This window comes from Haemophilus sp. SZY H8 (assembly GCF_018829755.1).
In the GTDB taxonomy this organism is placed as follows: Bacteria; Pseudomonadota; Gammaproteobacteria; order Enterobacterales; family Pasteurellaceae; genus Haemophilus; species Haemophilus haemolyticus_K.
Genome location: NZ_JAHKJY010000006.1, coordinates 38,984 through 60,136, shown reverse-complemented (window position 1 = coordinate 60,136; position 21,153 = coordinate 38,984). Strand labels below are relative to the sequence as shown.

Below are 21,153 nucleotides of genomic sequence, written 5' to 3'. Positions count from 1 at the left end.
GCTATAAATAAAAACACTACTTAAAAAAGTAATTATGAATTTTCAGTTAAGCACCTATTAAGACTTCAAAATTAAAAATATTTTTAAAACAAGTCAATCAACAAGTGCCCACACAGATTGTCTGATATATTGTTAAAGAGCAAAAAACAACGACGCACTTGGAAACTTAAATACTTCACAACAGTGCGTCGTTGTGTGCGGTGCATTATAGGGATTTTCAAAGCCCTTGCAAGTACTTTTTGTAAAAATATTAAAAAAAATGATCTTTTGATTAAAGCGCAAGCGATTAGAGCAAAATATAGATCTTTTGAGCTATTTTTTTAATCGTTTTAAAATTCTCGGAAGATCAACGAGAGAATCTAACACATAATCAGCTATCCTCTCGCCTTCTTCTGTTACTGGTTTACCTGTACGAACTAATACATTCATTTTCACCTTTGCGCCAATTCCCGCTTTTAGATCTTCAACTTTATCTCCAACCATAATAGATTGAGTAGGATCGATCTTTAATTCTTTGATCGCTTGCAATAACATTCCAGATTTAGGCTTCCGGCAATCACAGTCTTCTTTATATTCACCTTTTCCCTCAGGATGATGTGGGCAATAGTAAATACCATCCAAATCCACATCTTGTTCAGCCAATGACCAATCCATCCATTCTGTTAACTGTAAAAACTGCTCCTCAGAAAAATAACCACGCGCAATTCCAGATTGATTGGTAACCAACACCAATATATATCCCATTTTCTTTAATTCTCGCAATGCATCAATCGCACCATCAATAAACTTAAAGTTATCAATTTCGTGTACATAACCGTAATCAATATTTAACGTGCCATCGCGATCTAAAAATATAGCCTTATTCATTCTCTTACCTTTTATACATGTCAAATTGACGAAAATTATCTATTTAATCCAAGCAATTAGCAAATATAACTCATAACCAATCTGTCTAAAAAAGATAATCTGACATATTGACATAGCAATCTAGACATCTAGAATACCGAAACAGATTTAAAAATAGCAAATAAAAAGGGCTTATATGATTAAGCTAAGCAATATAACGAAGATTTTTGAGCTGCCTAGCAAGAAATTGACTGCGCTTGATAATGTCTCATTAAACATCGAAAAAGGTCAAATTTGCGGAGTAATCGGCGCATCTGGCGCAGGAAAAAGTACGTTAATTCGCTGTGTGAACTTATTAGAAAAACCAACTAGCGGTTCCGTTATTGTGGACGGTGTAGAATTAACAGGACTTTCTGATCGCGAGTTAGTACGTGCTCGTCGTCAAATTGGAATGATTTTTCAGCATTTCAATTTACTAAGTTCTCGCACCGTATTTGAAAACGTGGCATTACCCTTAGAATTGGAAGGTGAGCCAAAAGCAAAAATCCAAGAAAAAATTACCGCACTTTTAGAGCTTGTTGGTTTAAGCGAAAAACGTGATGCTTACCCAAGTAATCTTTCTGGCGGGCAAAAACAACGTGTAGCCATTGCACGCGCCTTAGCCAGCGATCCTAAAGTCTTATTATGTGATGAAGCAACTAGCGCATTAGATCCTGCAACGACACAATCTATTCTGAAATTATTAAAAGAAATTAACCGCACTTTAGGTATTACGATTTTGCTGATTACCCATGAAATGGAAGTTGTTAAACAGATTTGTGATCAAGTTGCTGTCATTGATCAAGGTCGCCTAGTTGAACAAGGTACTGTCGGTGAAATTTTTGCAAACCCTAAAACAGAATTAGCACAAGAGTTTATTCGTTCGACCTTCCACATCAGCCTACCTGATGAATATTTGGAAAATCTTACTGATACGCCGAAACATAGCAAAGCGTATCCAATTATCAAATTTGAATTTACCGGTCGCTCAGTCGATGCTCCGTTACTTTCTCAAGCATCAAAAAAATTTGGCGTGGAGCTCAGTATTTTAACCTCACAAATTGATTATGCTGGAGGTGTGAAATTTGGTTATACCATTGCTGAAGTAGAAGGCGATGAAGATGCTATTACTCAAACCAAAGTTTATTTAATGGAAAACAACGTGCGCGTGGAGGTGCTAGGTTATGTTCAATGATTTCTTGGCAACATTCAGCCAGCAATTAACACCTCAAATGTGGGGTGTTGTCGCAACCGCAACTTATGAAACTATTTATATCAGCTTTGCATCTACTTTACTTGCCGTAGTAGTCGGGGTGCCTGTTGGCGTATGGACTTTCTTAACTGGAAAAAATGAGATTTTACAAAATAACCGCACTCATTTTGTGTTAAACACGATCATTAATATTGGACGTTCCATTCCATTTATTATTTTGCTCTTAATATTATTACCTGTAACTCGTTTTATCGTGGGAACCGTATTAGGCACAACGGCAGCGATTATTCCATTAAGTATTTGTGCGATGCCATTCGTAGCTCGCTTAACTGCTAATGCATTAATGGAAATTCCAAATGGTTTAACCGAAGCCGCTCAAGCAATGGGCGCGACTAAATGGCAAATTGTACGTAAATTCTATTTGCCAGAAGCACTACCGACACTAATTAATGGCATCACGCTCACGCTAGTCACTTTAGTTGGTTATTCTGCAATGGCGGGGACGCAAGGCGGCGGTGGTTTAGGTAGCCTCGCTATCAACTACGGCGTATATCGCAATATGCCTTATGTCACCTGGGTGGCCACCATTATTATTGTGCTATTCGTTATGATTAGCCAAAAACTCGGCGATACACTGGCTAAAAAAGTGGATCATCGTTAATTAAACACAACTCTTAACTTAAACAGGAAGGAAATCCTATGAAATTAAAACAACTTTTTGCAATCACTGCAATCGCATCAGCTCTCGTTTTAACAGGCTGTAAAGAAGATAAAAAACCTGAAGCTGCAGCTGAACCACTTAAAATCAAAGTCGGCGTGATGTCTGGCCCTGAGCACCAAGTTGCAGAAATTGCCGCAAAAGTCGCTAAAGAAAAATATGGTTTAGACGTTCAATTCGTTGAATTCAATGACTACGCATTACCAAATGAAGCGGTATCTAAAGGTGATTTAGATGCAAACGCAATGCAACATAAACCTTATTTAGATGAAGATGCAAAAGCGAAAAATTTAAATAACTTAGTCATCGTGGGTAATACTTTCGTCTATCCATTAGCGGGTTATTCTAAAAAAATCAAAAATGTGAATGAATTACAAGAAGGTGCTAAAGTTGTTGTTCCTAACGATCCAACAAACCGTGGCCGTGCATTAATTCTTCTTGAAAAACAAGGTTTAATCAAATTAAAAGATGCAAATAACCTTCTTTCAACTGTATTAGATATTGTTGAAAATCCGAAAAAATTAAACATCACTGAAGTAGATACTTCCGTTGCGGCACGCGCATTAGACGATGTTGATTTAGCTGTAGTAAACAATACTTATGCGGGTCAAGTAGGCTTAAATGCTCAAGATAACGGTGTATTTGTAGAAGATAAAGATTCTCCATATGTGAACATTATCGTTTCTCGTACCGATAACAAAGACAGCAAAGCTGTTCAAGACTTCGTAAAATCTTACCAAACAGAAGAAGTTTACCAAGAAGCTAAAAAACACTTTAAAGATGGTGTTGTAAAAGGTTGGTAATTTCTACCGCACTTTAACGCATTACTAAATCCCTTGCTCTGCAAGGGATTTTCTTATCTAAGCTTGGGATATTTTTATGTCTTTTTTTACTTATTTCTATTTAGAAAACCGTATGTATTTTCAAGATTATTTTAAATACATCGCAATTTTTACTTCACTTGGTGCGCTTCTGTTAGTAACAAGTTTATATCTTCGCCATCGTTTAGAAACCAAATACCGAGATCTCAGTATTATTTTTCTGCTCTTAATTATTCTCTTACTTGGTATTCAATATAATCAATATGAACAAAATCAAGTATATGCAAATGATACTTCTCGCATTGTTACATTTTTGAACTCAGTAAAAACATCACAAAATTTACAATTTGAGGATCTACGAGTAAATAACCAGAAAATTACAAATGGTATGATCTTAAATATTAAGGATAAATACTATCAGGTAAATTTTAATAATGATTTTACTGCTTATACACTCTCTGAAATCAATTTAGTCAACCCGAATATCAATATTATTGATAAGGAAAATAAATAATGGAAAGTTATTCATTTCTTGCTATAAAACTTACAATGGGCATTATTGGTCTTGTTTTACAGATTAATTTAATGGGTAAGGGAAACCTTGCTCCAACATCAGCCATGGATCAAGTACAAAATTATGTACTGGGCGGCATTATTGGCGCTGTCATTTATAATGACAATATTGGCATACTACAATTTTCCCTTGTTCTCATTTTATGGACATTATTAATTTTTACACTACGTTTTATCAAAAATCATAACCGATTTGTGAAAAATATTATCGATGGGAGCCCAGTTTGGGTAATTTTAGATGGCAAAGTACAAACTAGTGAATGTATGAAAAATGGTATCTCAGCCCATGATTTAATGTTTAAACTCCGTGCAGCAGGCATATATGAAATCTCTACTGTAAAGCGAGCTGTACTTGAACAAAATGGGCAACTCTCAATCATTCAATACGGAGATGAAGATTTACGCTATCCATTAATTATTGATGGCCAAATTGATTACGATATTCTTGATATTATCAACCGAGATGAAAATTGGGTTCATGCTGAATTAGATACTAATAAACTCACTGTAAATCAGGTATATATTGGTGAATATTTGAATGGTCAATTAATTACACACCTTTATGACCCAACCTAATCCACTGATGAAAGTCACGACCAATAATTTAAGTTATTGGTCTTTTTTTAAATTTCTGTCTCAATATTTGACTTTTTTTCAGGCTAGCCCTACCAATGCTATAAAATTTCGTTACAATGAAAGCTTAGACAAAAATAATAAAAGACCCGGAAACAAACACAATGACAGGTGCACAACTCATCATGGAGTGCCTGAAAGCACACCATGTCACGACTCTTTTTGGCTATCCAGGTGGCGCAATCATGCCAACCTACGATGCCCTTTATGATGCAGGCTTAGATCACTTACTTTGTCGTAATGAACAAGGAGCTGCCATCGCGGCGATCGGTTATGCTCGCTCCACAGGAAAAGTGGGCGTCTGTATTGCAACATCAGGCCCAGGCGCCACCAATTTAGTCACTGGATTAGGCGATGCCATGATGGACTCCATTCCAGTTGTAGCCATTACCGGTCAAGTTTCCTCTCCATTAATCGGCACGGATGCGTTCCAAGAAGCTGATGTTCTAGGACTATCCCTTGCTTGCACTAAACACAGTTTTATCGTGCAAAGTACGGATGAATTAGCCGATGTTTTTGCGGAAGCCTTTGAAATTGCCCAAAGCGGACGCCCCGGCCCAGTTCTTATTGATGTGCCTCGCGATATTCAAATTGGTGAAGTGCCTGAGAATGTAAAAGCCTATGTTAAAACACCAGAAAAACCAACCGCACTTTCAGTAGATAAACTCGCTGAAGCAAAAGAATTATTAAAAAATGCTAAAAAACCGGTGCTTTATGTGGGTGGCGGTGTTGGTATGGCGAAAGCTGTTCCTGCCTTACGCGAATTTTTAGCTCAAACCCAAATGCCATCAGTCTCCACTTTAAAAGGTTTAGGTGCAATTCATCCAAACAATGATGTGTATATGGGAATGATTGGTATGCATGGCACAAAAGCTGCTAATTTTGCCGTGCAAGAAAGTGATTTATTACTTGTATGCGGTGCTCGTTTTGACGATCGCGTAACTGGTAAACTCGATACTTTTGCGCCTCATGCCAAAGTGATTCATTGTGATATTGATGCGGCAGAAATCCATAAATTACGCCGTGCAGATGTTGCATTACAAGGGGATTTAATCCAAGCACTTAATGCACTCAAACAAGATCTTGATATTGAACCTTGGCGTGAACAAATCAGAAATTTCAAAGCAAAATTAGATTTCACTTATGTTAAAAATCAAGGCAACCGTCCGATTGATCCTTGGGCATTACTCAACACCCTATCTAATCGCAAACCAAATAATGCGGTAATTTGTACCGATGTAGGGCAGCATCAAATGTGGTCAGCGCAACACATGAAGCATTTTGCGCCAGAGAATTACATTACATCAGCAGGTTTCGGCACAATGGGATTTGGTCTGCCAGCCGCAGTGGGTGCAAAAAAAGCACGTCCGCAAGATGAAGTCATTTTGGTTACGGGTGATGGCTCACTCATGATGAATATCCAAGAATTGGGTTCTATCAAACGTGGCAATTTACCGGTAAAAATTTTGCTATTGGATAACCAACGCTTAGGTATGGTTCGTCAATGGCAGGATTTATTCTGGAATAAACGTCGCAGTGAAACTATTTTAGACGACAACCCAGATTTTGTGATGCTCGCTAATGCGTTCGGTATTCCTGCAGAACGTATTGAGTCAGCAGATGATGTGGATGCAGCACTCAACCGATTATTAAACAGCAAGACAGCCTACTTATTACAAGTATGTATTCCACCGGATGAATGTGTATGGCCACTTGTGCCACCAGGTGCATGTAACGCGGATATGGTAGAGGAGATGAACTAATGAATGAATATAAATTGGAACTCGTCGCTCGCCATCGTCCTGAAGTACTAGAACGCATTTTACGCGTAACACGCCACCGCGGGTTTACCGTTACAACGATGGAAATGACACTAATTGAAACCCAAGTGCGGTTAAAAATCACTGTAAAATCTGACCGCACTTTAGAGCTATTAGTGAATCAGTTGGCGAAATTGCCAGATGTGCTGGAGATAAAATAATGAAAAATATACGTTTGTTATTGGAGTTACTTATTACTTTCGTACTATTTGGATGCACTTCATTACAAGATAAAGAACTATCTTCTCAAAAAGAAGTAATACACTCTTTCTTTATAGCAGAAGACAACATTTATGCTATAGGGCAACTTAATAGTTATCACTTTGCCGGTTCAAAATATAGTGAAACTGGAGATTTAATTCGTATCTTACGATCACCTTATGTAAAAAACATATCATCTGTGAAAATTCATTCTATCGCTAAAGATGTTGAAAAAAACAAAGTGAAAGCTACATTAACACTATATTTTAATGATAAAGAGCTTACCCAAAAGCAATCTAATGAGCTCTATGGACAAAATTATTACAATATGCAGGAGCATAATATATTTTTTAGAATGGAAGATGGTGAAATTGTTGATATTAAAAATAAAAATGAGATTTTAAAAAAAGCCAAATTGATTAAACCTTTGGAAACTAAGTACTTAGAATATCGTCAAGAAAAAAGATTCAGTGCTGAAGCAACAGAGGATAACATTACAGTAGCTGGACGAGCATCAGCGGCAATGATTATTTTTGTACCATTAGCAATTATCTCATTACCTTTTTATGCAATTCAGTCTTTATCTGGAAAATAAAAACAAACCCTAAAATTTACTCGGAGAGATTATTTATGCCAAAACTACGTTCAGCGACTAGTACACAAGGTCGTAATATGGCAGGCGCACGTGCCTTATGGCGTGCAACAGGGATGAAAGAAAATGACTTTGGTAAACCGATTATTGCAGTGGTGAACTCTTTCACCCAATTTGTGCCAGGGCATGTGCATTTAAAAGATATGGGTCAGCTTGTTGCCGCAGAAATTGAAAAAGCAGGCGGCGTAGCAAAAGAATTTAATACCATTGCGGTGGATGATGGTATCGCGATGGGACACGGCGGGATGCTTTATTCTTTACCAAGCCGTGATTTAATCGCTGATAGCGTAGAATATATGGTCAATGCGCACTGTGCTGATGCGATGGTATGTATTTCCAACTGTGACAAAATCACCCCGGGAATGTTAATGGCAGCAATGCGTTTAAATATTCCAACTATCTTCGTTTCAGGCGGCCCAATGGAAGCGGGCAAAACTAAACTTTCTGATCAATTAATCCGCTTAGATTTGGTTGATGCGATGATTGAGGCAGCCGATCCGAATGTGTCAGATGAACGTATTGATGCCATCGAACGTAGCGCTTGCCCAACTTGTGGTTCTTGCTCAGGCATGTTTACCGCTAACTCTATGAACTGCTTAACTGAAGCCTTAGGTTTATCTTTACCAGGTAATGGTTCTATGTTGGCGACCCATGCTGACCGCAAAGAATTATTCTTAAAAGCAGGTCGTCAAATTGTCGAGCTTTGCAAACGTTATTACGAACAAGATGATGCAAGCGTATTACCTCGTTCAATTGGTACTTTTGATGCCTTTGAAAATGCAATGAGCCTCGATATCGCAATGGGTGGTTCAAGCAATACAGTTTTACACTTGTTAGCAGCAGCACAAGAAGCTGGCGTAGATTTTAAAATGGAAGATATTGACCGTTTATCGCGCAAAGTACCTTGTTTAAGCAAAATTGCGCCAAACACCAATAAATACCATATGGAAGACGTACACCGTGCAGGCGGTATTATGGGATTGTTAGGTGAATTAGATCGCGCTGGATTAATTCATAAAAATACACACACCGTGCTTGGAATGAGCATGGGAGAACAACTAGACCAATACGATATTATTCGCAATCAAGATGAAGAATTACATAAATTCTTCCGTGCAGGCCCTGCAGGCATCCGAACAACTCAAGCATTCTCACAAGATTGCCGTTGGGATACCGTCGATAATGATCGTGTAAACGGTTGTATTCGCAATAAAGAAAATGCGATCTCGCAAGAAGGTGGCTTAGCCGTATTATTCGGTAATCTCGCTGAAGACGGATGTATCGTTAAAACCGCGGGCGTAGATGAATCTATTTGGAAATTCACCGGTACTGCAATCGTATTTGAAAGCCAAGAAGATGCGGTTGCAGGCATTTTGGGTGGCAAAGTCAAAGAAGGTCATGTCGTTGTTATCCGTTACGAAGGGCCTAAAGGCGGACCTGGTATGCAAGAAATGTTATACCCAACCAGTTACTTAAAATCGATGGGCTTGGGCAAAAAATGTGCTTTATTAACGGATGGTCGTTTCTCTGGTGGTACATCAGGCTTGTCTATTGGACATGCTTCACCAGAAGCTGCTTCTGGCGGTGCAATTGGCTTAGTACGCGATGGCGATATTATCAATATTGATATTCCAAATCGTGCAATTAACTTAGAAATCAGTAATGAAGAACTCGCAGTACGTAGAGCCGAACAAGATCAAAAAGGTTGGCAGCCAGCTCACCGTGAACGTGAAGTATCTTTCGCATTGAAAGTATTCGGTCACTTCGCCACCTCTGCGGATAAAGGTGCGGTACGCGATAAAACATTATTAAAATAATTTAACGGTTCCCCCTCCTTCATAAGAGGGGGATAAAACAAAGGAAAAGCTAACCGCACTTCATCATCAAAACAAACAATATGAAAAACCTACTCACCAATTCTCAACCTTCTCAATCAGATTATATCAATGCCATTGTTAAACTTGGTTCGCGCGTATATGAGGCTGCGCAAGTGACCCCTTTACAAAAAATGGGAAAACTTTCTGAACGACTGAACAATAATATCTGGATTAAACGAGAAGACCGTCAGCCAGTAAATAGTTTTAAACTACGCGGTGCTTACGCAATGATTTCTAGCCTTTCAGCAGAACAAAAAGCAGCAGGTGTAATAGCGGCATCTGCGGGTAACCATGCGCAAGGCGTGGCATTATCAGCGAAACAATTAGGCTTAAAAGCATTGATCGTCATGCCACAAAATACCCCAAGCATTAAAGTGGATGCAGTGCGTGGATTTGGTGGCGAGGTGTTATTGCACGGTGCTAATTTCGATGAAGCCAAAGCAAAAGCGATTGAGCTTTCAAAAGAAAAAAATATGACATTTATTCCACCATTCGATCATCCATTAGTGATCGCAGGACAAGGCACGTTAGCGATGGAAATGTTACAACAAGTGGCTGATTTGGATTATGTGTTTGTACAAGTCGGTGGGGGGGGCTTAGCTGCTGGCGTGGCAATTTTGCTTAAGCAATTTATGCCAGAAATCAAAATCATCGGTGTAGAATCAAAGGATTCTGCATGCTTAAAAGCCGCTCTCGACAAAGGCGAACCCACAGATTTAACCCATGTTGGATTATTTGCGGATGGTGTTGCCGTAAAACGCATTGGTGACGAAACATTCCGTCTATGCCAACAATATCTTGATGATATGGTATTGGTCGATAGTGATGAAGTGTGCGCGGCAATGAAAGATTTGTTTGAGAACGTTCGTGCTGTTGCAGAACCATCAGGTGCGTTAGGTTTAGCCGGTTTGAAAAAATATGCCAAACAAAACCATATTGAAGGCAAAAATATGGCGGCAATTTTGTCTGGTGCAAACTTGAATTTCCACACCTTACGTTATGTATCTGAACGTTGTGAAATTGGTGAAAACCGAGAGGCTTTATTAGCCGTGACCATGCCTGAACAACCCGGTAGTTTCTTAAAATTTGCTTATGTATTAGGTAACCGAGCTGTAACCGAATTCAGTTACCGTTATGCAGATGATAAACGTGCTTGTGTGTTTGTTGGGGTAAGAACTACAAATGAGCAAGAAAAAGCAGATATTATTGCAGACCTCACAAAAAATGGTTTTGATGTTGAGGATATGTCTGATGACGATATTGCGAAAACGCATGTTCGCTATTTAATGGGTGGTCGTTCAGCCAATAATAATGAACGCTTATATACGTTCGAATTCCCAGAGCAAAAAGGTGCGTTATTGAAATTCTTGGAAACATTACAAAATCGTTGGAATATTTCATTATTCCACTATCGTGCCCACGGCGCGGACTATGGAAATATCCTTGCTGGTTTCCAAATTGAAGAACACGAACAAACAGAATTTGAACAGACTCTTGCCCAACTCAATTATGTTTTTGAAGATGTAACAGAAAGCAAATCTTATCGTTATTTCTTACGTTAACCTTATAAAAAAGGCGTGATATTTTTCACGCCTTTGTATTATTCAAACTCTAATTCCACCGCACTTTCGCCAAGTAAATTCACTAATTCCGTTAGAATTTCATCTGTTGGAATGATCGACCATTGCACGCCCAAACGTAACAACGCACGACCTTTCGGACTTTGGTAATACACGTTAATCGGCAACGTTCCACCACTCACCGGCTCAAGTAATACTTTAAGTTGTTTAATGAAACTTGGTGTAATTTGATGCTCAGAAAGGCTGATAGCTAAGGATTTGACATAACGGGAACGAGCCTCATCTAAGGTCATTAACTCTCGCACCGTCATTTTTAAGCCACCGGAGAAATCATCAACACTGACCTGTCCAGAAGCAATCACTACAGTATCTTTTTGTAACTTTTCACCAAATTGCTCTAAACTTTCACCAAATAAAGTTAAATCTAAACGACCAGAACGATCATCTAATGTTGCAATACCGAGTCGATTACCTTTTTTAGTCATTGCTATACGAGATGAAACTAACAATCCTGCGGCAGTACTTATTTGCCCACGACGATTTGGTGTCAAATCTTTTAAACGTATTGATGTGTAATGAGATAATTCTTTTAAATATCGGCTTACAGGATGACTACTTAAATAAAGCCCTAGTGTTTCACGCTCACCATCAAGAATTTGTTTTTCTGAGTAAGGAGGGGTATTAGCATAGGCATTCTCGACTTCTTCGTGGGTTTCAGTCAGTACCCCAAACATATCCGTTTGTCCCATAGCTTCATCTTTAGCATGTTGATCAGATGCTTTAAGGGCATCTTCTAAATTCTTAGAAAGTGCGGCGCGATGTGGACCTAATTTATCAAAGGCACCGGACATAATTAGGCTTTCAAAAGTCCGGCGGTTAATTTTCTTCAAATCTACTCGAGCACATAAATCAAATAAGTCTTTGAAAATTCCCCCTTCATTTCTAGCGGTCACAAGTGCCTCAATCGGGCCTTCCCCCACACCTTTAATTGCGCCAATACCATATACAATTTCACCTTGGTCATTAACACTAAAATGATGCTTACCCACGTTAATATCTGGTGGAGCAACCTTTAATCCCATACGTAAACATTCATCATATAAACCCACAATTTTATCCGTGTTATCCATTTCAGATGTCATCACCGCAGCCATAAACTCTGCAGGGAAATGGGTTTTGAGCCAAAGCGTTTGGTAAGACACCAAGGCATAAGCAGCGGAGTGAGATTTATTAAAACCATAGCCAGCAAATTTTTCCACCAAGTCGAAAATCTTCATGGAAAGCTCACCATCAACACCGTTTTTTACCGCCCCCTCTTTAAACACAGAACGCTGCTTTGCCATTTCCTCTGGCTTCTTTTTCCCCATCGCTCGACGCAATAAGTCTGCTCCACCCAACGTATAACCAGCCAACACTTGCGCAATCTGCATCACTTGCTCTTGATACAAAATAATACCGTAAGTTGGCTCAAGAATAGGCTTCAAGCTTTCATGTTGATATTCTGCATCAGGGTAGGATACTTCTTCTCGTCCATGTTTACGATCAATAAAATTATCCACCATTCCTGACTGCAAAGGACCAGGACGGAACAATGCTACCAACGCGATAATATCTTCAAAACAGTCAGGTTGAAGGCGTTTGATCAAATCTTTCATACCACGAGATTCTAGCTGGAATACAGCTGTAGTTTCAGAACGTTTAAGCAGTTCAAAAGATTCATGATCATCTAGAGGGATCGCTGCAATATCAACAAGTGGCTTACCTTCTCGAGCCATGCGAGCATTAATCATATCTAATGCCCACTTAATGATAGTCAGAGTACGTAATCCTAAGAAATCAAACTTCACAAGCCCTGCATATTCCACATCGCTTTTATCAAAATGGGTAACAGGGTGAAGCCCTTCATTATCGCAATAAAGCGGCGCAAAATCCGTAATTAAAGTTGGAGAAATTACTACGCCTCCCGCATGTTTACCCGCATTACGGGTTACACCTTCCAACTTACGCGCCATATCTATTAAGGCTTGCACCTCTTCATCACTGTCATACGCCACTTGCAATTGTGGCTCAACTTCAAACGCTTTTGCGAGCGTCATTCCTGGATCTGGAGGAATCAATTTCGAAATACGATCAACGAAACCATAAGGATGTCCCAATACGCGCCCTACATCGCGAATCACCGCTTTTGCCGCCATGGTACCAAAGGTGATAATTTGTGATACTGCACCGCGTCCGTAAGTTTCAGCAACATGCTCAATAACACGATCTCGACCATCCATACAAAAATCCACGTCAAAGTCAGGCATAGATACCCGTTCTGGATTTAAAAAACGCTCAAACAGCAAATCAAACTCAAGCGGATCTAAATCGGTAATTTTCAATGCATAGGCAACTAAAGAACCAGCCCCCGAACCTCGTCCTGGTCCCACTGGAATATCATTATCTTTTGACCACTGAATAAATTCCATCACAATCAAGAAATAACCAGGGAATCCCATTTGGTTGATAACACCTAATTCCACTTCTAAACGTTCATCATATTCTGCCCGTCTTTCGGCCCTAATTTTCTCATCCGGAAATAGAAATACTAAACGCTCCTCTAGTCCTTCTCTGGCTTTTTTTATTAAGAAATCCTCCGTGCTCAATTCACCCGTTGGAAATTTTGGTAAAAAATATTGACCAAGACGAAGCGTTACACTACAACGCTGAGCAATTAAAAGCGTATTTTCTAAAGCTGAGGGAATATCTGCAAATAACTCACACATTTCCTCTTCTGAACGGAAATATTGTTCGGAGGTATAACGTTTTGGGCGTTTAGGATCATCTAAAGTATAACCATCTCTAATCGCCACACGAATTTCGTGGGCTTCAAAATCATCTTGCTTGAGGAATACCACATCATTTGTAGCAACTAACGGTAAATGGTAACGTTCAGCTAATTTTAGTGCTGCGTGGATATAACTTTCTTCATCCGCTCTTCCTGTGCGGCTAAGAGCAAGATAAAAATGCTCGGGAAAAAATTCTTGATAAAATGCGACCGTACTTTCAATCTCATCAGCATTATCTTTTAATAATTTCTTTCCCACATCTCCCTGTATACCACCAGATAAGATAATCACCCCTTCTCGATAATCAATAAGCCAATCTTGATCAATATAAGGTAAGTCGTTATAACCTCGCTGGTAAGCTTTTGATAACAATAAAGTAATATTTTTATAGCCTTCATTATTTTTAGCCAACAAAGTCAGATCAAAGTATTCATCGCCACATAATGTACTTTTGACTTTTACATCTGCCCCGATAATTGGCTTCATCCCTAAAGAAAGCATCTCGCCATAAAAGCGCACCACACCGCAAAAATTTGTAAAATCCGTTAGTGCCATTGCAACCATTTCATTAGCAGCACAGGCTTTTACTAGCGGTTTCACTTTGACGATACTGTCAATCATCGAAAAATCTGTGTGCGTGCGAAGATGGACGAAACGAGGCTGGGATGACATTGAAAATCCTTAAAGTGCGGTTAAATTTTGCCGTAAATATTGAGGCGGTATTATAGCGAATTTTTCAAACAAATGCCTATGCAACAAACGGCTTTCCTAATTAGCTCGGATAACCGATTGCGTGAACAAAAAATGTTAAGTAGATCAAAATTTTGATAATTATCCGTTCCCATTTTGGGTGATTTCGGCTAGTCTAGCAGCGATTTATTTATTTCAAGAGAATAAGGATGATCCTATGACAACTCTTTTTCATGTAGCGCAAAATTGGTTAAACCAAGATCCTGACGCAGAAACTCATGCAGAATTAACCGCACTTTTAGATGCGGCAAAAGGCGGAGATAAAGCAGCAGAAGCAGAATTACATGCGCGTTTTGATGGTCGTTTACAATTTGGTACGGCAGGTTTACGTGGCTGTTTACAAGCTGGCTCAATGGGGATGAACCGAGTGTTAGTTTCTCAAGCTGCTGGCGGTTTAGCGGAATATTTAAAAGATTACGATAAAGAACCATCTATCGTAATTGGTTACGACGGCCGTAAAAACTCTGATGTTTTTGCCCGTGACACGGCTGAAATTATGGCGGGTGCAGGCGTAAAAGCTTATTTATTACCACGTAAATTACCTACGCCAGTATTGGCTTATGCTATCCAATATTTTGATACCACTGCAGGTGTAATGGTGACAGCAAGCCATAATCCACCGGAAGATAACGGTTATAAAGTGTATTTAGGTAAAGCAAATGGCGGCGGTCAAATCGTTTCACCAGCAGATAAAGACATCGCAGCATTAATTGATAAAGTTTCGGCAGGCAATATCCAAGATTTACCACGTAGTGATAATTATGTGGTGTTAAATGATGAAGTGGTAGATGCGTACATTGCAAAAACTGCATCATTAGCTAAAGAGCCAGCTTGCGACATTAACTATGTTTATACCGCTATGCACGGTGTTGGCTATGAAGTTTTAAGTAAGACGCTGGCAAAAGCAGGCTTACCACAACCACACGTAGTCGCAGATCAAGTTTGGCCAGATGGCACATTCCCAACCGTGAACTTTCCAAATCCAGAAGAAAAAGGCGCATTAGATTTAGCAATTAAAGTGGCAAAAGAAAAGAATGCTGAATTTATCATTGCTAATGACCCAGATGCAGACCGTTTAGCGGTTGCTGTGCCTGATGCACAAGGCAACTGGAAATCACTACACGGCAACGTGGTAGGCTGTTTCTTAGGTTGGTACTTAGCAAAACAATATCAAGGCAAACAAGGCACATTGGCTTGCTCACTTGTTTCTTCTCCTGCGCTCGCTGAAATTGCGAAAAAATACGGTTTCCAATCAGAAGAAACCTTAACTGGTTTCAAATATATCGGTAAAGTATCTGGCTTATTGTTTGGTTTTGAAGAAGCATTGGGTTATTTAGTTGACCCAGACAAGGTACGCGATAAAGACGGTATTTCTGCAGCAATCGTGTTCTTAGATCTTGTGCGTAACTTGAAAAAACAAGGCAAAACTTTAGCGGATTATGCTGATGAATTTACCAAAGAATTTGGTGCTTATGTGAGTGGACAAATCTCTATTCGAGTCAGTGATCTTTCAGAAATCGGAAAATTAATGACCGCACTTCGTAACAATCCACTAGCAGAAATCGCTGGCGTGAAAGTGGCACAATTTATCGACCATACTAAAACAGATCGTCAAAGCGATATCCTTGTATTCAACTTGGAAAATGGCGGACGCTTAATTGCTCGTCCTTCAGGTACTGAACCAAAAATTAAATTCTACTTGGATGCGCGCGGTAAAGATCCAAAAGATGCAGATCGCGTATTAGCAGAATTTGATGAAGGTGTTCGTCACATTCTTCGCCAAGATGCTTATGGCAAACAAGCCTGCTAATTAATCGTTTCTAAAAATAAAACGCACTTTGTAGAAAGTGCGTTTTTTTATATCTGAAACCCAATAAATATCAGCAGATAAAATTAGAATTACAAGGATGACTAATAGATTAATAAAAATTAGAATTTGAGATAGTTTGACTAATGGAATGGTTACATCATTACACCCCATATAAGCATTCCATTAGCCAACAACAACTAACAATATCGCACCTAACAACAAGGTTGGTGGACAAAGAAGCGGACTGAAGCCCTCCATTTGCCCCACATCCAGCTATGGATGTTGTCCTATCATCAATGGCCACTTCATAATAAAGGTGAGCGACTCACTCGTTATCATTTCACTGATTAGGATATCGTTCGGGAATGTCAGACAACAGTCCGCCAAACCCAATAGGCAAGATGCACAGCTCTATGCCAAATGGCACAAACGTCCATTCTTGCGCCTAAATCTTGATTTATAGCTTGCATCATTGACAACAAACTTACTGTGCAGATATATGGTATGACTTTTCACTTTTAGAAACTGTGATCTAGATCACAAAATTTGAAATACGATAAAATTCTTTTAGGCACGCTATCGCACTTACGATATATCACTATCAATATACTAACAATGCAACGGCCTCACAGGCGATGCCTTCACTTCGCCCTGTAAAACCTAATTTTTCCGTGGTTGTGGCCTTTACATTGACTTGCTCAATATCACATTGTAAATCCTCAGCAATTTTTACACGCATTGCATCAATATATGGGCGCATTTTGGGTGACTGAGCAATAATAGTTACATCAACATTCCCAATTTTATATCCCTTTTCTTGAACCTGACGAAAAGCTTCACGTAATAAACCACGACTATCTGCATTTTTATATTGCATATCTGTATCAGGGAAAAGTTTGCCAATATCACCTAGTGCTGCCGCGCCTAAAATTGCATCAGTCAAGGCATGTAAAGCCACATCGCCATCCGAATGTGCTACAAAACCAGTGTGATATGGTACTTCTACACCACCGATAATTAATGGGCGATTCTCTCCAAAAGCATGAACATCAAACCCGTGTCCAATTCTCATCATAATTTATTCCTTGTTAAATAAAATTCAGCTAATGCCAAATCCTCGGGACGCGTGACTTTCAAATTATCACTACGACCAGCTACCAAGTGCGGTCGAAAACCCGCATGCTCCATTGCAGAAGCCTCATCCGTAATTTGAAGCCCTTGCTGTAGGGCTGTAGAAAGTGCTTTTTTCAAGCATTCCACTTGAAAAAATTGTGGTGTTTGAGCCTGCCAAAGCTGACTACGATCTTCAGTCACAACTATACGTTGTTGATTGTCTGAACGCTTAATTGTGTCTGTTACGGGAATTGCTAAAATTGCCCCCTGTTCATCATCAATGGTTAATAATTTATCAATATCAGTATGCTGTAAACAAGGACGAGCCGCATCATGTACTAGTACCCAAGCATTTTTATCACAAATTGCATTCAAACCATTTAACACTGATTCAGCCCTTGTTTCACCACCTTCTACCAATTGAATTTTAGGTGAAAGTGATAAATTGGCTATATAAGGATCATCTTTACTCACGACTAATATAATCTTAGAAATCGCTGTATGAGTTAGCATGATATCAAGCGTATGTTCTAACAACGTTTTACCTAACAACGCTAGGTATTGTTTTGGTTTATCCGCTTGCATACGCGAGCCTACTCCAGCTGCAGGTAATACAACAACAATTGGACGCTCCATTATTTATTCTCTTTCACAATGTGATAAAACACTTCATTTTCTTTTACCATACCATGCTGCATCCTTGCTCGTTCTTCAATCGATTCAAACCCCTTTGTTAATCCTTGAATTTCCGCATTAATGCGTTGATTACGCTGGGAAAGTTTTTCATTTTCAGCATGATTTTCTACAATTTTTACCGCGGTTTCACGATAATCCCAAAATCCATTGCGTCCAAACCATAAATCATATTGAAACAGTGCCAATATGGCGAAAAGAATAAGAATCAAAAGTCGCATAATCTTTATGTTATACAAGAAAAATGCTGATAGTTTACCGTGAAAAAAGAGGAAAGGCGATAGCATAAAAAAATGCTGTACATATTCGTCACAAAATGAAAAGAAAAAATGTGATCAATGTCACAAACTAAAGAGATATTCAGAGAAGATGAGGTAAAAAACCAAAAGACTTGATATACTCCCCCACAGTATTCAACTGCCTTAATATGGAGAATAATTTAACATGAAAACAACCTTAAAAATGACCGCACTTGCTGCAATTTCTGCTTTTGTTCTCGCTGGATGTAGTACTCATTCAATGGATTCAAAGGAACATGCTAATGCACAATTGCAACAACAAGCTGTTCTTGGATTAAACTGGATGCAAGATTCGGGTGAATACCAAGCATTAGCTTATCAAGCATACAATGCAGCAAAAGTTGCCTTTGATCACGCAAAAGTTACTAAAGGAAAGAAAAAAGCGGTTGTTGTTGATTTAGATGAAACCATGTTAGATAACAGCCTTTATGCTGGTTGGCAAGTAAAAAACAATAAACCATTTGATGGAAAAGATTGGACGCGTTGGGTTGAAGCTCGCCAATCCCGAGCTATCCCTGGCGCAGTAGAATTTAATAATTATGTAAATTCACATAACGGTAAAATGTTTTACGTGACTAACCGTAAAGATAGCACAGAAAAAACCGGTACCATTGACGATATGAAACGTCTTGGCTTTAAAGGCTTAGATGATTCATCCTTTTACTTTAAAAAAGATAAATCTGCTAAAGCTGCGCGTTTTGCCGAGATTGAAAAACAAGGCTATGAGATTGTTCTTTACGCTGGCGATAACCTAGACGATTTCGGTGATACAGTCTACGGAAAAAGCAACAATGAACGTCGTTCATTTGTACAACAAAATCAGGCTAAATTTGGTAAAACCTTTATTGTATTACCAAATGCAAATTACGGTGGCTGGGAAGGTGGATTAGCTGACGGTTACTTTAAAAAAGATACCCAAGGCAAAATTAAAGCACGTCTAGATGCCGTACAAGCATGGGATGGTAAATAGTCTGCTATTATTAATAGTAGTTGATAGAAAATCTCCATTAAATGTTATTTAATGGAGATTTTATTTAACTTCTTGTTCTTGCAAATGCTGCCGCTTCTTCTATTAATTCATTACTTGGACGCTGATGCGTGTAAAGTTCGAATTGTTCAACCGCTTGTAAAACAATAACCTCAGCACCTGAAATAACCATTTTCCCTTTAGATTCCGCATAACGGATAAAGGGGGTTTCAGCCGGAATAGCAACAACATCAAAAGCGATATTTGCAGAATTAATCATAGATTGTGGAAAAGCCAACTCAGTTTCTTCTTTTCCACCTTTCATGCCTATCGGGGTGACATTTACCAAAATTTCTGCACACTGATTTACCAACGAATCAATATATTCATAACCATAAAGTGCGGCTAAATATCGCCCTGTTTTTACATTGCGAGCATAAATTTTAACCTTATCAAAGCCCCTATTTTTAAATGCAGCAACAACGGCCTTCGCCATCCCGCCACTGCCTTGTACAATCACGGAAGCATAATTATTCAGTTGATATTTCTCAATTAATTTTACAATAGCAATATAATCTGTGTTATAAGCACGTAAGAAACCATCATCATTCACAATAGTATTTACTGATTCTATCGCTTTTGCTGAAGAATGGATTTCATCTAAAAAAGGTATACAACTTTCTTTAAACGGCATAGAAACAGCACAACCACGAATACCTAATGCTCGTACACCTTTCACTGCATGTTCAATATCTTGTGTCGTAAAGGCTTTATAAATGAAATTTAATCCTAACTTTTTATATAAATAATTATGAAATGTGGTTCCAAAATTACCAGGTCGTCCTGACAACGACATACAGAGTTGAGTATCTTTATTTATCATTTTACTTTTCTAAATATTTAAATTCATACCATCATCAAGTCCAATAAAATATTGGTTCATATCAAATGCAGGTTTTGCAGCTTTATCTTGCCCAACAATTCGCGCAGGTACCCCAGCAGCTGTCGCGTATTCTGGTACAGGATGAAGCACAACTGAATTAGCTCCAATTTTGGCATATTTTCCTACTTCAATATTACCTAAAATTTTAGCTCCAGCACCAATCATCACGCCCTCGCGTACTTTTGGATGACGATCACCAGATTCTTTACCTGTTCCGCCAAGTGTTACGCCTTGCAAAATAGACACATCATTCTCAATTATAGAGGTTTCCCCTACGACAATTCCTGTGGCATGATCAAACATGATGCCATGGCCAATTTTAGCTGCAGGATGAATATCTACATCAAAGGCTACTGAAATCTGATTTTGCAGATAAAGCGCAAGCGCTTTTCGATTCTGATTCCACAAATAATGTGTAATCCGATAACTCTGAATAGCATGGAAACCTTTTAAATAAAGTAATGGCGTAGTCCACAATTCCACCGCTGGATCGCGCTGACGCACAGCTTTAATATCACTTGCTGCACAATCAATAATTGAAGGATTAGCTTGATAGGCTTCTTCAATGATTTCTCGTAAAGAGATCGCTGGCATAATAGGATTCGCTAATTTATTAGCAAGCAAATAACTCAATGCACTACCAAGATTTTGATGTTTCAAAATAGTAGAGTGAAAGAAACTTGCTAACATAGGCTCATGCTCTGCGAGCATTTTGGCCTCTTGACGGATGTACTGCCATACCTCTAATGTCATATTATATCCCCTTTCTCCGCCCAT

At 38.9% G+C, this 21,153-nt stretch carries 19 protein-coding genes; 12 read left to right on the top strand and 7 right to left on the bottom strand.

Going from position 1 to position 21,153, the window contains the following annotated elements:
* Positions 1–312: 312 nt before the first annotated feature.
* Positions 313–867, bottom strand: coding sequence for a D-glycero-beta-D-manno-heptose 1,7-bisphosphate 7-phosphatase (gene gmhB, locus KKW16_RS08440; protein ID WP_048953075.1), 555 nt, complete (start codon positions 865–867; stop codon positions 313–315).
* Positions 868–1,042: 175 nt separating this feature from the next.
* Between gmhB and metN the strand changes: the two genes are divergently transcribed.
* From metN to ilvA, 10 genes are all read left to right on the top strand, one after another.
* The gene (gene metN / locus KKW16_RS08435) at positions 1,043–2,080 is read left to right on the top strand and encodes a methionine ABC transporter ATP-binding protein MetN (RefSeq protein WP_009500269.1); all 1,038 of its coding nucleotides are present in this window, start codon (positions 1,043–1,045) and stop codon (positions 2,078–2,080) included.
* Positions 2,070–2,759: a methionine ABC transporter permease gene (locus tag KKW16_RS08430; RefSeq protein ID WP_005629721.1), complete on the top strand. Its 690-nt coding sequence runs from the start codon at positions 2,070–2,072 to the stop codon at positions 2,757–2,759. Before metN ends, KKW16_RS08430 begins: the two co-directional genes overlap by 11 nt.
* Positions 2,760–2,797: 38 nt before the next feature.
* A complete protein-coding gene (locus KKW16_RS08425; RefSeq protein WP_048953077.1) occupies positions 2,798–3,619 on the top strand; it encodes a MetQ/NlpA family lipoprotein in 822 nt (273 codons plus the stop codon).
* Positions 3,620–3,695: 76 nt separating this feature from the next.
* Positions 3,696–4,151 (top strand): DUF3290 family protein, encoded by a 456-nt coding sequence (locus KKW16_RS08420; RefSeq protein ID WP_048953078.1) that lies wholly within the window; start codon positions 3,696–3,698, stop codon positions 4,149–4,151.
* Complete coding sequence (locus KKW16_RS08415; protein WP_140523532.1) at positions 4,151–4,786, top strand: DUF421 domain-containing protein; 636 nt, start codon at positions 4,151–4,153, stop codon at positions 4,784–4,786. Before KKW16_RS08420 ends, KKW16_RS08415 begins: the two co-directional genes overlap by 1 nt.
* Positions 4,787–4,947: 161 nt before the next feature.
* On the top strand, positions 4,948–6,606 hold the full coding sequence (gene ilvG, locus KKW16_RS08410; protein ID WP_215768187.1) for an acetolactate synthase 2 catalytic subunit: 1,659 nt from the start codon (positions 4,948–4,950) through the stop codon (positions 6,604–6,606).
* Positions 6,606–6,824: an acetolactate synthase 2 small subunit gene (gene ilvM, locus KKW16_RS08405; RefSeq protein ID WP_215768186.1), complete on the top strand. Its 219-nt coding sequence runs from the start codon at positions 6,606–6,608 to the stop codon at positions 6,822–6,824. The genes ilvG and ilvM overlap by 1 nt, the downstream gene beginning before the upstream one ends.
* The gene (locus KKW16_RS08400) at positions 6,824–7,459 is read left to right on the top strand and encodes a hypothetical protein (protein WP_046943106.1); all 636 of its coding nucleotides are present in this window, start codon (positions 6,824–6,826) and stop codon (positions 7,457–7,459) included. Before ilvM ends, KKW16_RS08400 begins: the two co-directional genes overlap by 1 nt.
* 35 nt (positions 7,460–7,494) lie before the next feature.
* A complete protein-coding gene (ilvD, locus tag KKW16_RS08395) occupies positions 7,495–9,333 on the top strand; it encodes a dihydroxy-acid dehydratase (RefSeq protein WP_215768185.1) in 1,839 nt (612 codons plus the stop codon).
* An 80-nt stretch (positions 9,334–9,413) separates the two neighbouring features.
* The gene (gene ilvA / locus KKW16_RS08390; protein WP_215768184.1) at positions 9,414–10,955 is read left to right on the top strand and encodes a threonine ammonia-lyase, biosynthetic; all 1,542 of its coding nucleotides are present in this window, start codon (positions 9,414–9,416) and stop codon (positions 10,953–10,955) included.
* Positions 10,956–10,993: 38 nt separating this feature from the next.
* Here the strand turns inward: ilvA and dnaE are convergent, their stop codons facing one another.
* Positions 10,994–14,473, bottom strand: coding sequence for a DNA polymerase III subunit alpha (gene dnaE, locus KKW16_RS08385; RefSeq protein ID WP_215768183.1), 3,480 nt, complete (start codon positions 14,471–14,473; stop codon positions 10,994–10,996).
* Between the two features lie 235 nt (positions 14,474–14,708).
* Between dnaE and KKW16_RS08380 the strand changes: the two genes are divergently transcribed.
* Positions 14,709–16,361, top strand: a complete 1,653-nt coding sequence (locus KKW16_RS08380) for a phospho-sugar mutase (RefSeq protein ID WP_215768182.1) — start codon at positions 14,709–14,711, stop codon at positions 16,359–16,361.
* Between the two features lie 601 nt (positions 16,362–16,962).
* Here KKW16_RS08380 and ispF read toward each other — a convergent pair.
* Genes ispF through ftsB form a run of 3 tightly spaced genes read right to left on the bottom strand, consistent with a single transcriptional unit; the run spans position 16,963 to position 18,388 of the window.
* Positions 16,963–17,436, bottom strand: coding sequence for a 2-C-methyl-D-erythritol 2,4-cyclodiphosphate synthase (gene ispF / locus KKW16_RS08375; protein ID WP_140450077.1), 474 nt, complete (start codon positions 17,434–17,436; stop codon positions 16,963–16,965).
* A complete protein-coding gene (gene ispD / locus KKW16_RS08370; protein ID WP_140450076.1) occupies positions 17,433–18,110 on the bottom strand; it encodes a 2-C-methyl-D-erythritol 4-phosphate cytidylyltransferase in 678 nt (225 codons plus the stop codon). Before ispD ends, ispF begins: the two co-directional genes overlap by 4 nt.
* Positions 18,110–18,388, bottom strand: a complete 279-nt coding sequence (gene ftsB, locus KKW16_RS08365) for a cell division protein FtsB (RefSeq protein WP_048953088.1) — start codon at positions 18,386–18,388, stop codon at positions 18,110–18,112. The genes ispD and ftsB overlap by 1 nt, the downstream gene beginning before the upstream one ends.
* A 223-nt stretch (positions 18,389–18,611) precedes the next feature.
* Here ftsB and KKW16_RS08360 point away from each other — a divergent pair, with 223 nt between their 5' ends.
* Positions 18,612–19,436, top strand: coding sequence for a 5'-nucleotidase, lipoprotein e(P4) family (locus KKW16_RS08360; RefSeq protein ID WP_215768181.1), 825 nt, complete (start codon positions 18,612–18,614; stop codon positions 19,434–19,436).
* A gap of 64 nt (positions 19,437–19,500) precedes the next feature.
* Here KKW16_RS08360 and KKW16_RS08355 read toward each other — a convergent pair whose 3' ends face one another.
* Complete coding sequence (locus tag KKW16_RS08355; RefSeq protein ID WP_215768180.1) at positions 19,501–20,316, bottom strand: shikimate 5-dehydrogenase; 816 nt, start codon at positions 20,314–20,316, stop codon at positions 19,501–19,503.
* A gap of 9 nt (positions 20,317–20,325) precedes the next feature.
* Complete coding sequence (gene cysE / locus KKW16_RS08350; RefSeq protein WP_048953091.1) at positions 20,326–21,129, bottom strand: serine O-acetyltransferase; 804 nt, start codon at positions 21,127–21,129, stop codon at positions 20,326–20,328.
* Between the last annotated feature and the right edge of the window lie 24 nt (positions 21,130–21,153).

What these genes read in the sequence shown, in the direction of transcription:
- KKW16_RS08425 (WP_048953077.1), top strand. Translation starts at nt 2,798, where the DNA reads ATGAAATTAAAACAACTTTTTGCAATCACTGCAATCGCATCAGCTCTC.
- ispF (WP_140450077.1), bottom strand. Translation starts at nt 17,436, where the DNA reads ATGATGAGAATTGGACACGGGTTTGATGTTCATGCTTTTGGAGAGAAT.
- ispD (WP_140450076.1), bottom strand. Translation starts at nt 18,110, where the DNA reads ATGGAGCGTCCAATTGTTGTTGTATTACCTGCAGCTGGAGTAGGCTCG.
- KKW16_RS08430 (WP_005629721.1), top strand. Translation starts at nt 2,070, where the DNA reads ATGTTCAATGATTTCTTGGCAACATTCAGCCAGCAATTAACACCTCAA.
- ilvA (WP_215768184.1), top strand. Translation starts at nt 9,414, where the DNA reads ATGAAAAACCTACTCACCAATTCTCAACCTTCTCAATCAGATTATATC.
- cysE (WP_048953091.1), bottom strand. Translation starts at nt 21,129, where the DNA reads ATGACATTAGAGGTATGGCAGTACATCCGTCAAGAGGCCAAAATGCTC.
- ilvG (WP_215768187.1), top strand. Translation starts at nt 4,948, where the DNA reads ATGACAGGTGCACAACTCATCATGGAGTGCCTGAAAGCACACCATGTC.
- ftsB (WP_048953088.1), bottom strand. Translation starts at nt 18,388, where the DNA reads ATGCGACTTTTGATTCTTATTCTTTTCGCCATATTGGCACTGTTTCAA.
- KKW16_RS08355 (WP_215768180.1), bottom strand. Translation starts at nt 20,316, where the DNA reads ATGATAAATAAAGATACTCAACTCTGTATGTCGTTGTCAGGACGACCT.
- ilvD (WP_215768185.1), top strand. Translation starts at nt 7,495, where the DNA reads ATGCCAAAACTACGTTCAGCGACTAGTACACAAGGTCGTAATATGGCA.
- KKW16_RS08380 (WP_215768182.1), top strand. Translation starts at nt 14,709, where the DNA reads ATGACAACTCTTTTTCATGTAGCGCAAAATTGGTTAAACCAAGATCCT.
- KKW16_RS08360 (WP_215768181.1), top strand. Translation starts at nt 18,612, where the DNA reads ATGAAAACAACCTTAAAAATGACCGCACTTGCTGCAATTTCTGCTTTT.
- dnaE (WP_215768183.1), bottom strand. Translation starts at nt 14,473, where the DNA reads ATGTCATCCCAGCCTCGTTTCGTCCATCTTCGCACGCACACAGATTTT.
- KKW16_RS08400 (WP_046943106.1), top strand. Translation starts at nt 6,824, where the DNA reads ATGAAAAATATACGTTTGTTATTGGAGTTACTTATTACTTTCGTACTA.
- metN (WP_009500269.1), top strand. Translation starts at nt 1,043, where the DNA reads ATGATTAAGCTAAGCAATATAACGAAGATTTTTGAGCTGCCTAGCAAG.
- KKW16_RS08420 (WP_048953078.1), top strand. Translation starts at nt 3,696, where the DNA reads ATGTCTTTTTTTACTTATTTCTATTTAGAAAACCGTATGTATTTTCAA.
- ilvM (WP_215768186.1), top strand. Translation starts at nt 6,606, where the DNA reads ATGAATGAATATAAATTGGAACTCGTCGCTCGCCATCGTCCTGAAGTA.
- gmhB (WP_048953075.1), bottom strand. Translation starts at nt 867, where the DNA reads ATGAATAAGGCTATATTTTTAGATCGCGATGGCACGTTAAATATTGAT.
- KKW16_RS08415 (WP_140523532.1), top strand. Translation starts at nt 4,151, where the DNA reads ATGGAAAGTTATTCATTTCTTGCTATAAAACTTACAATGGGCATTATT.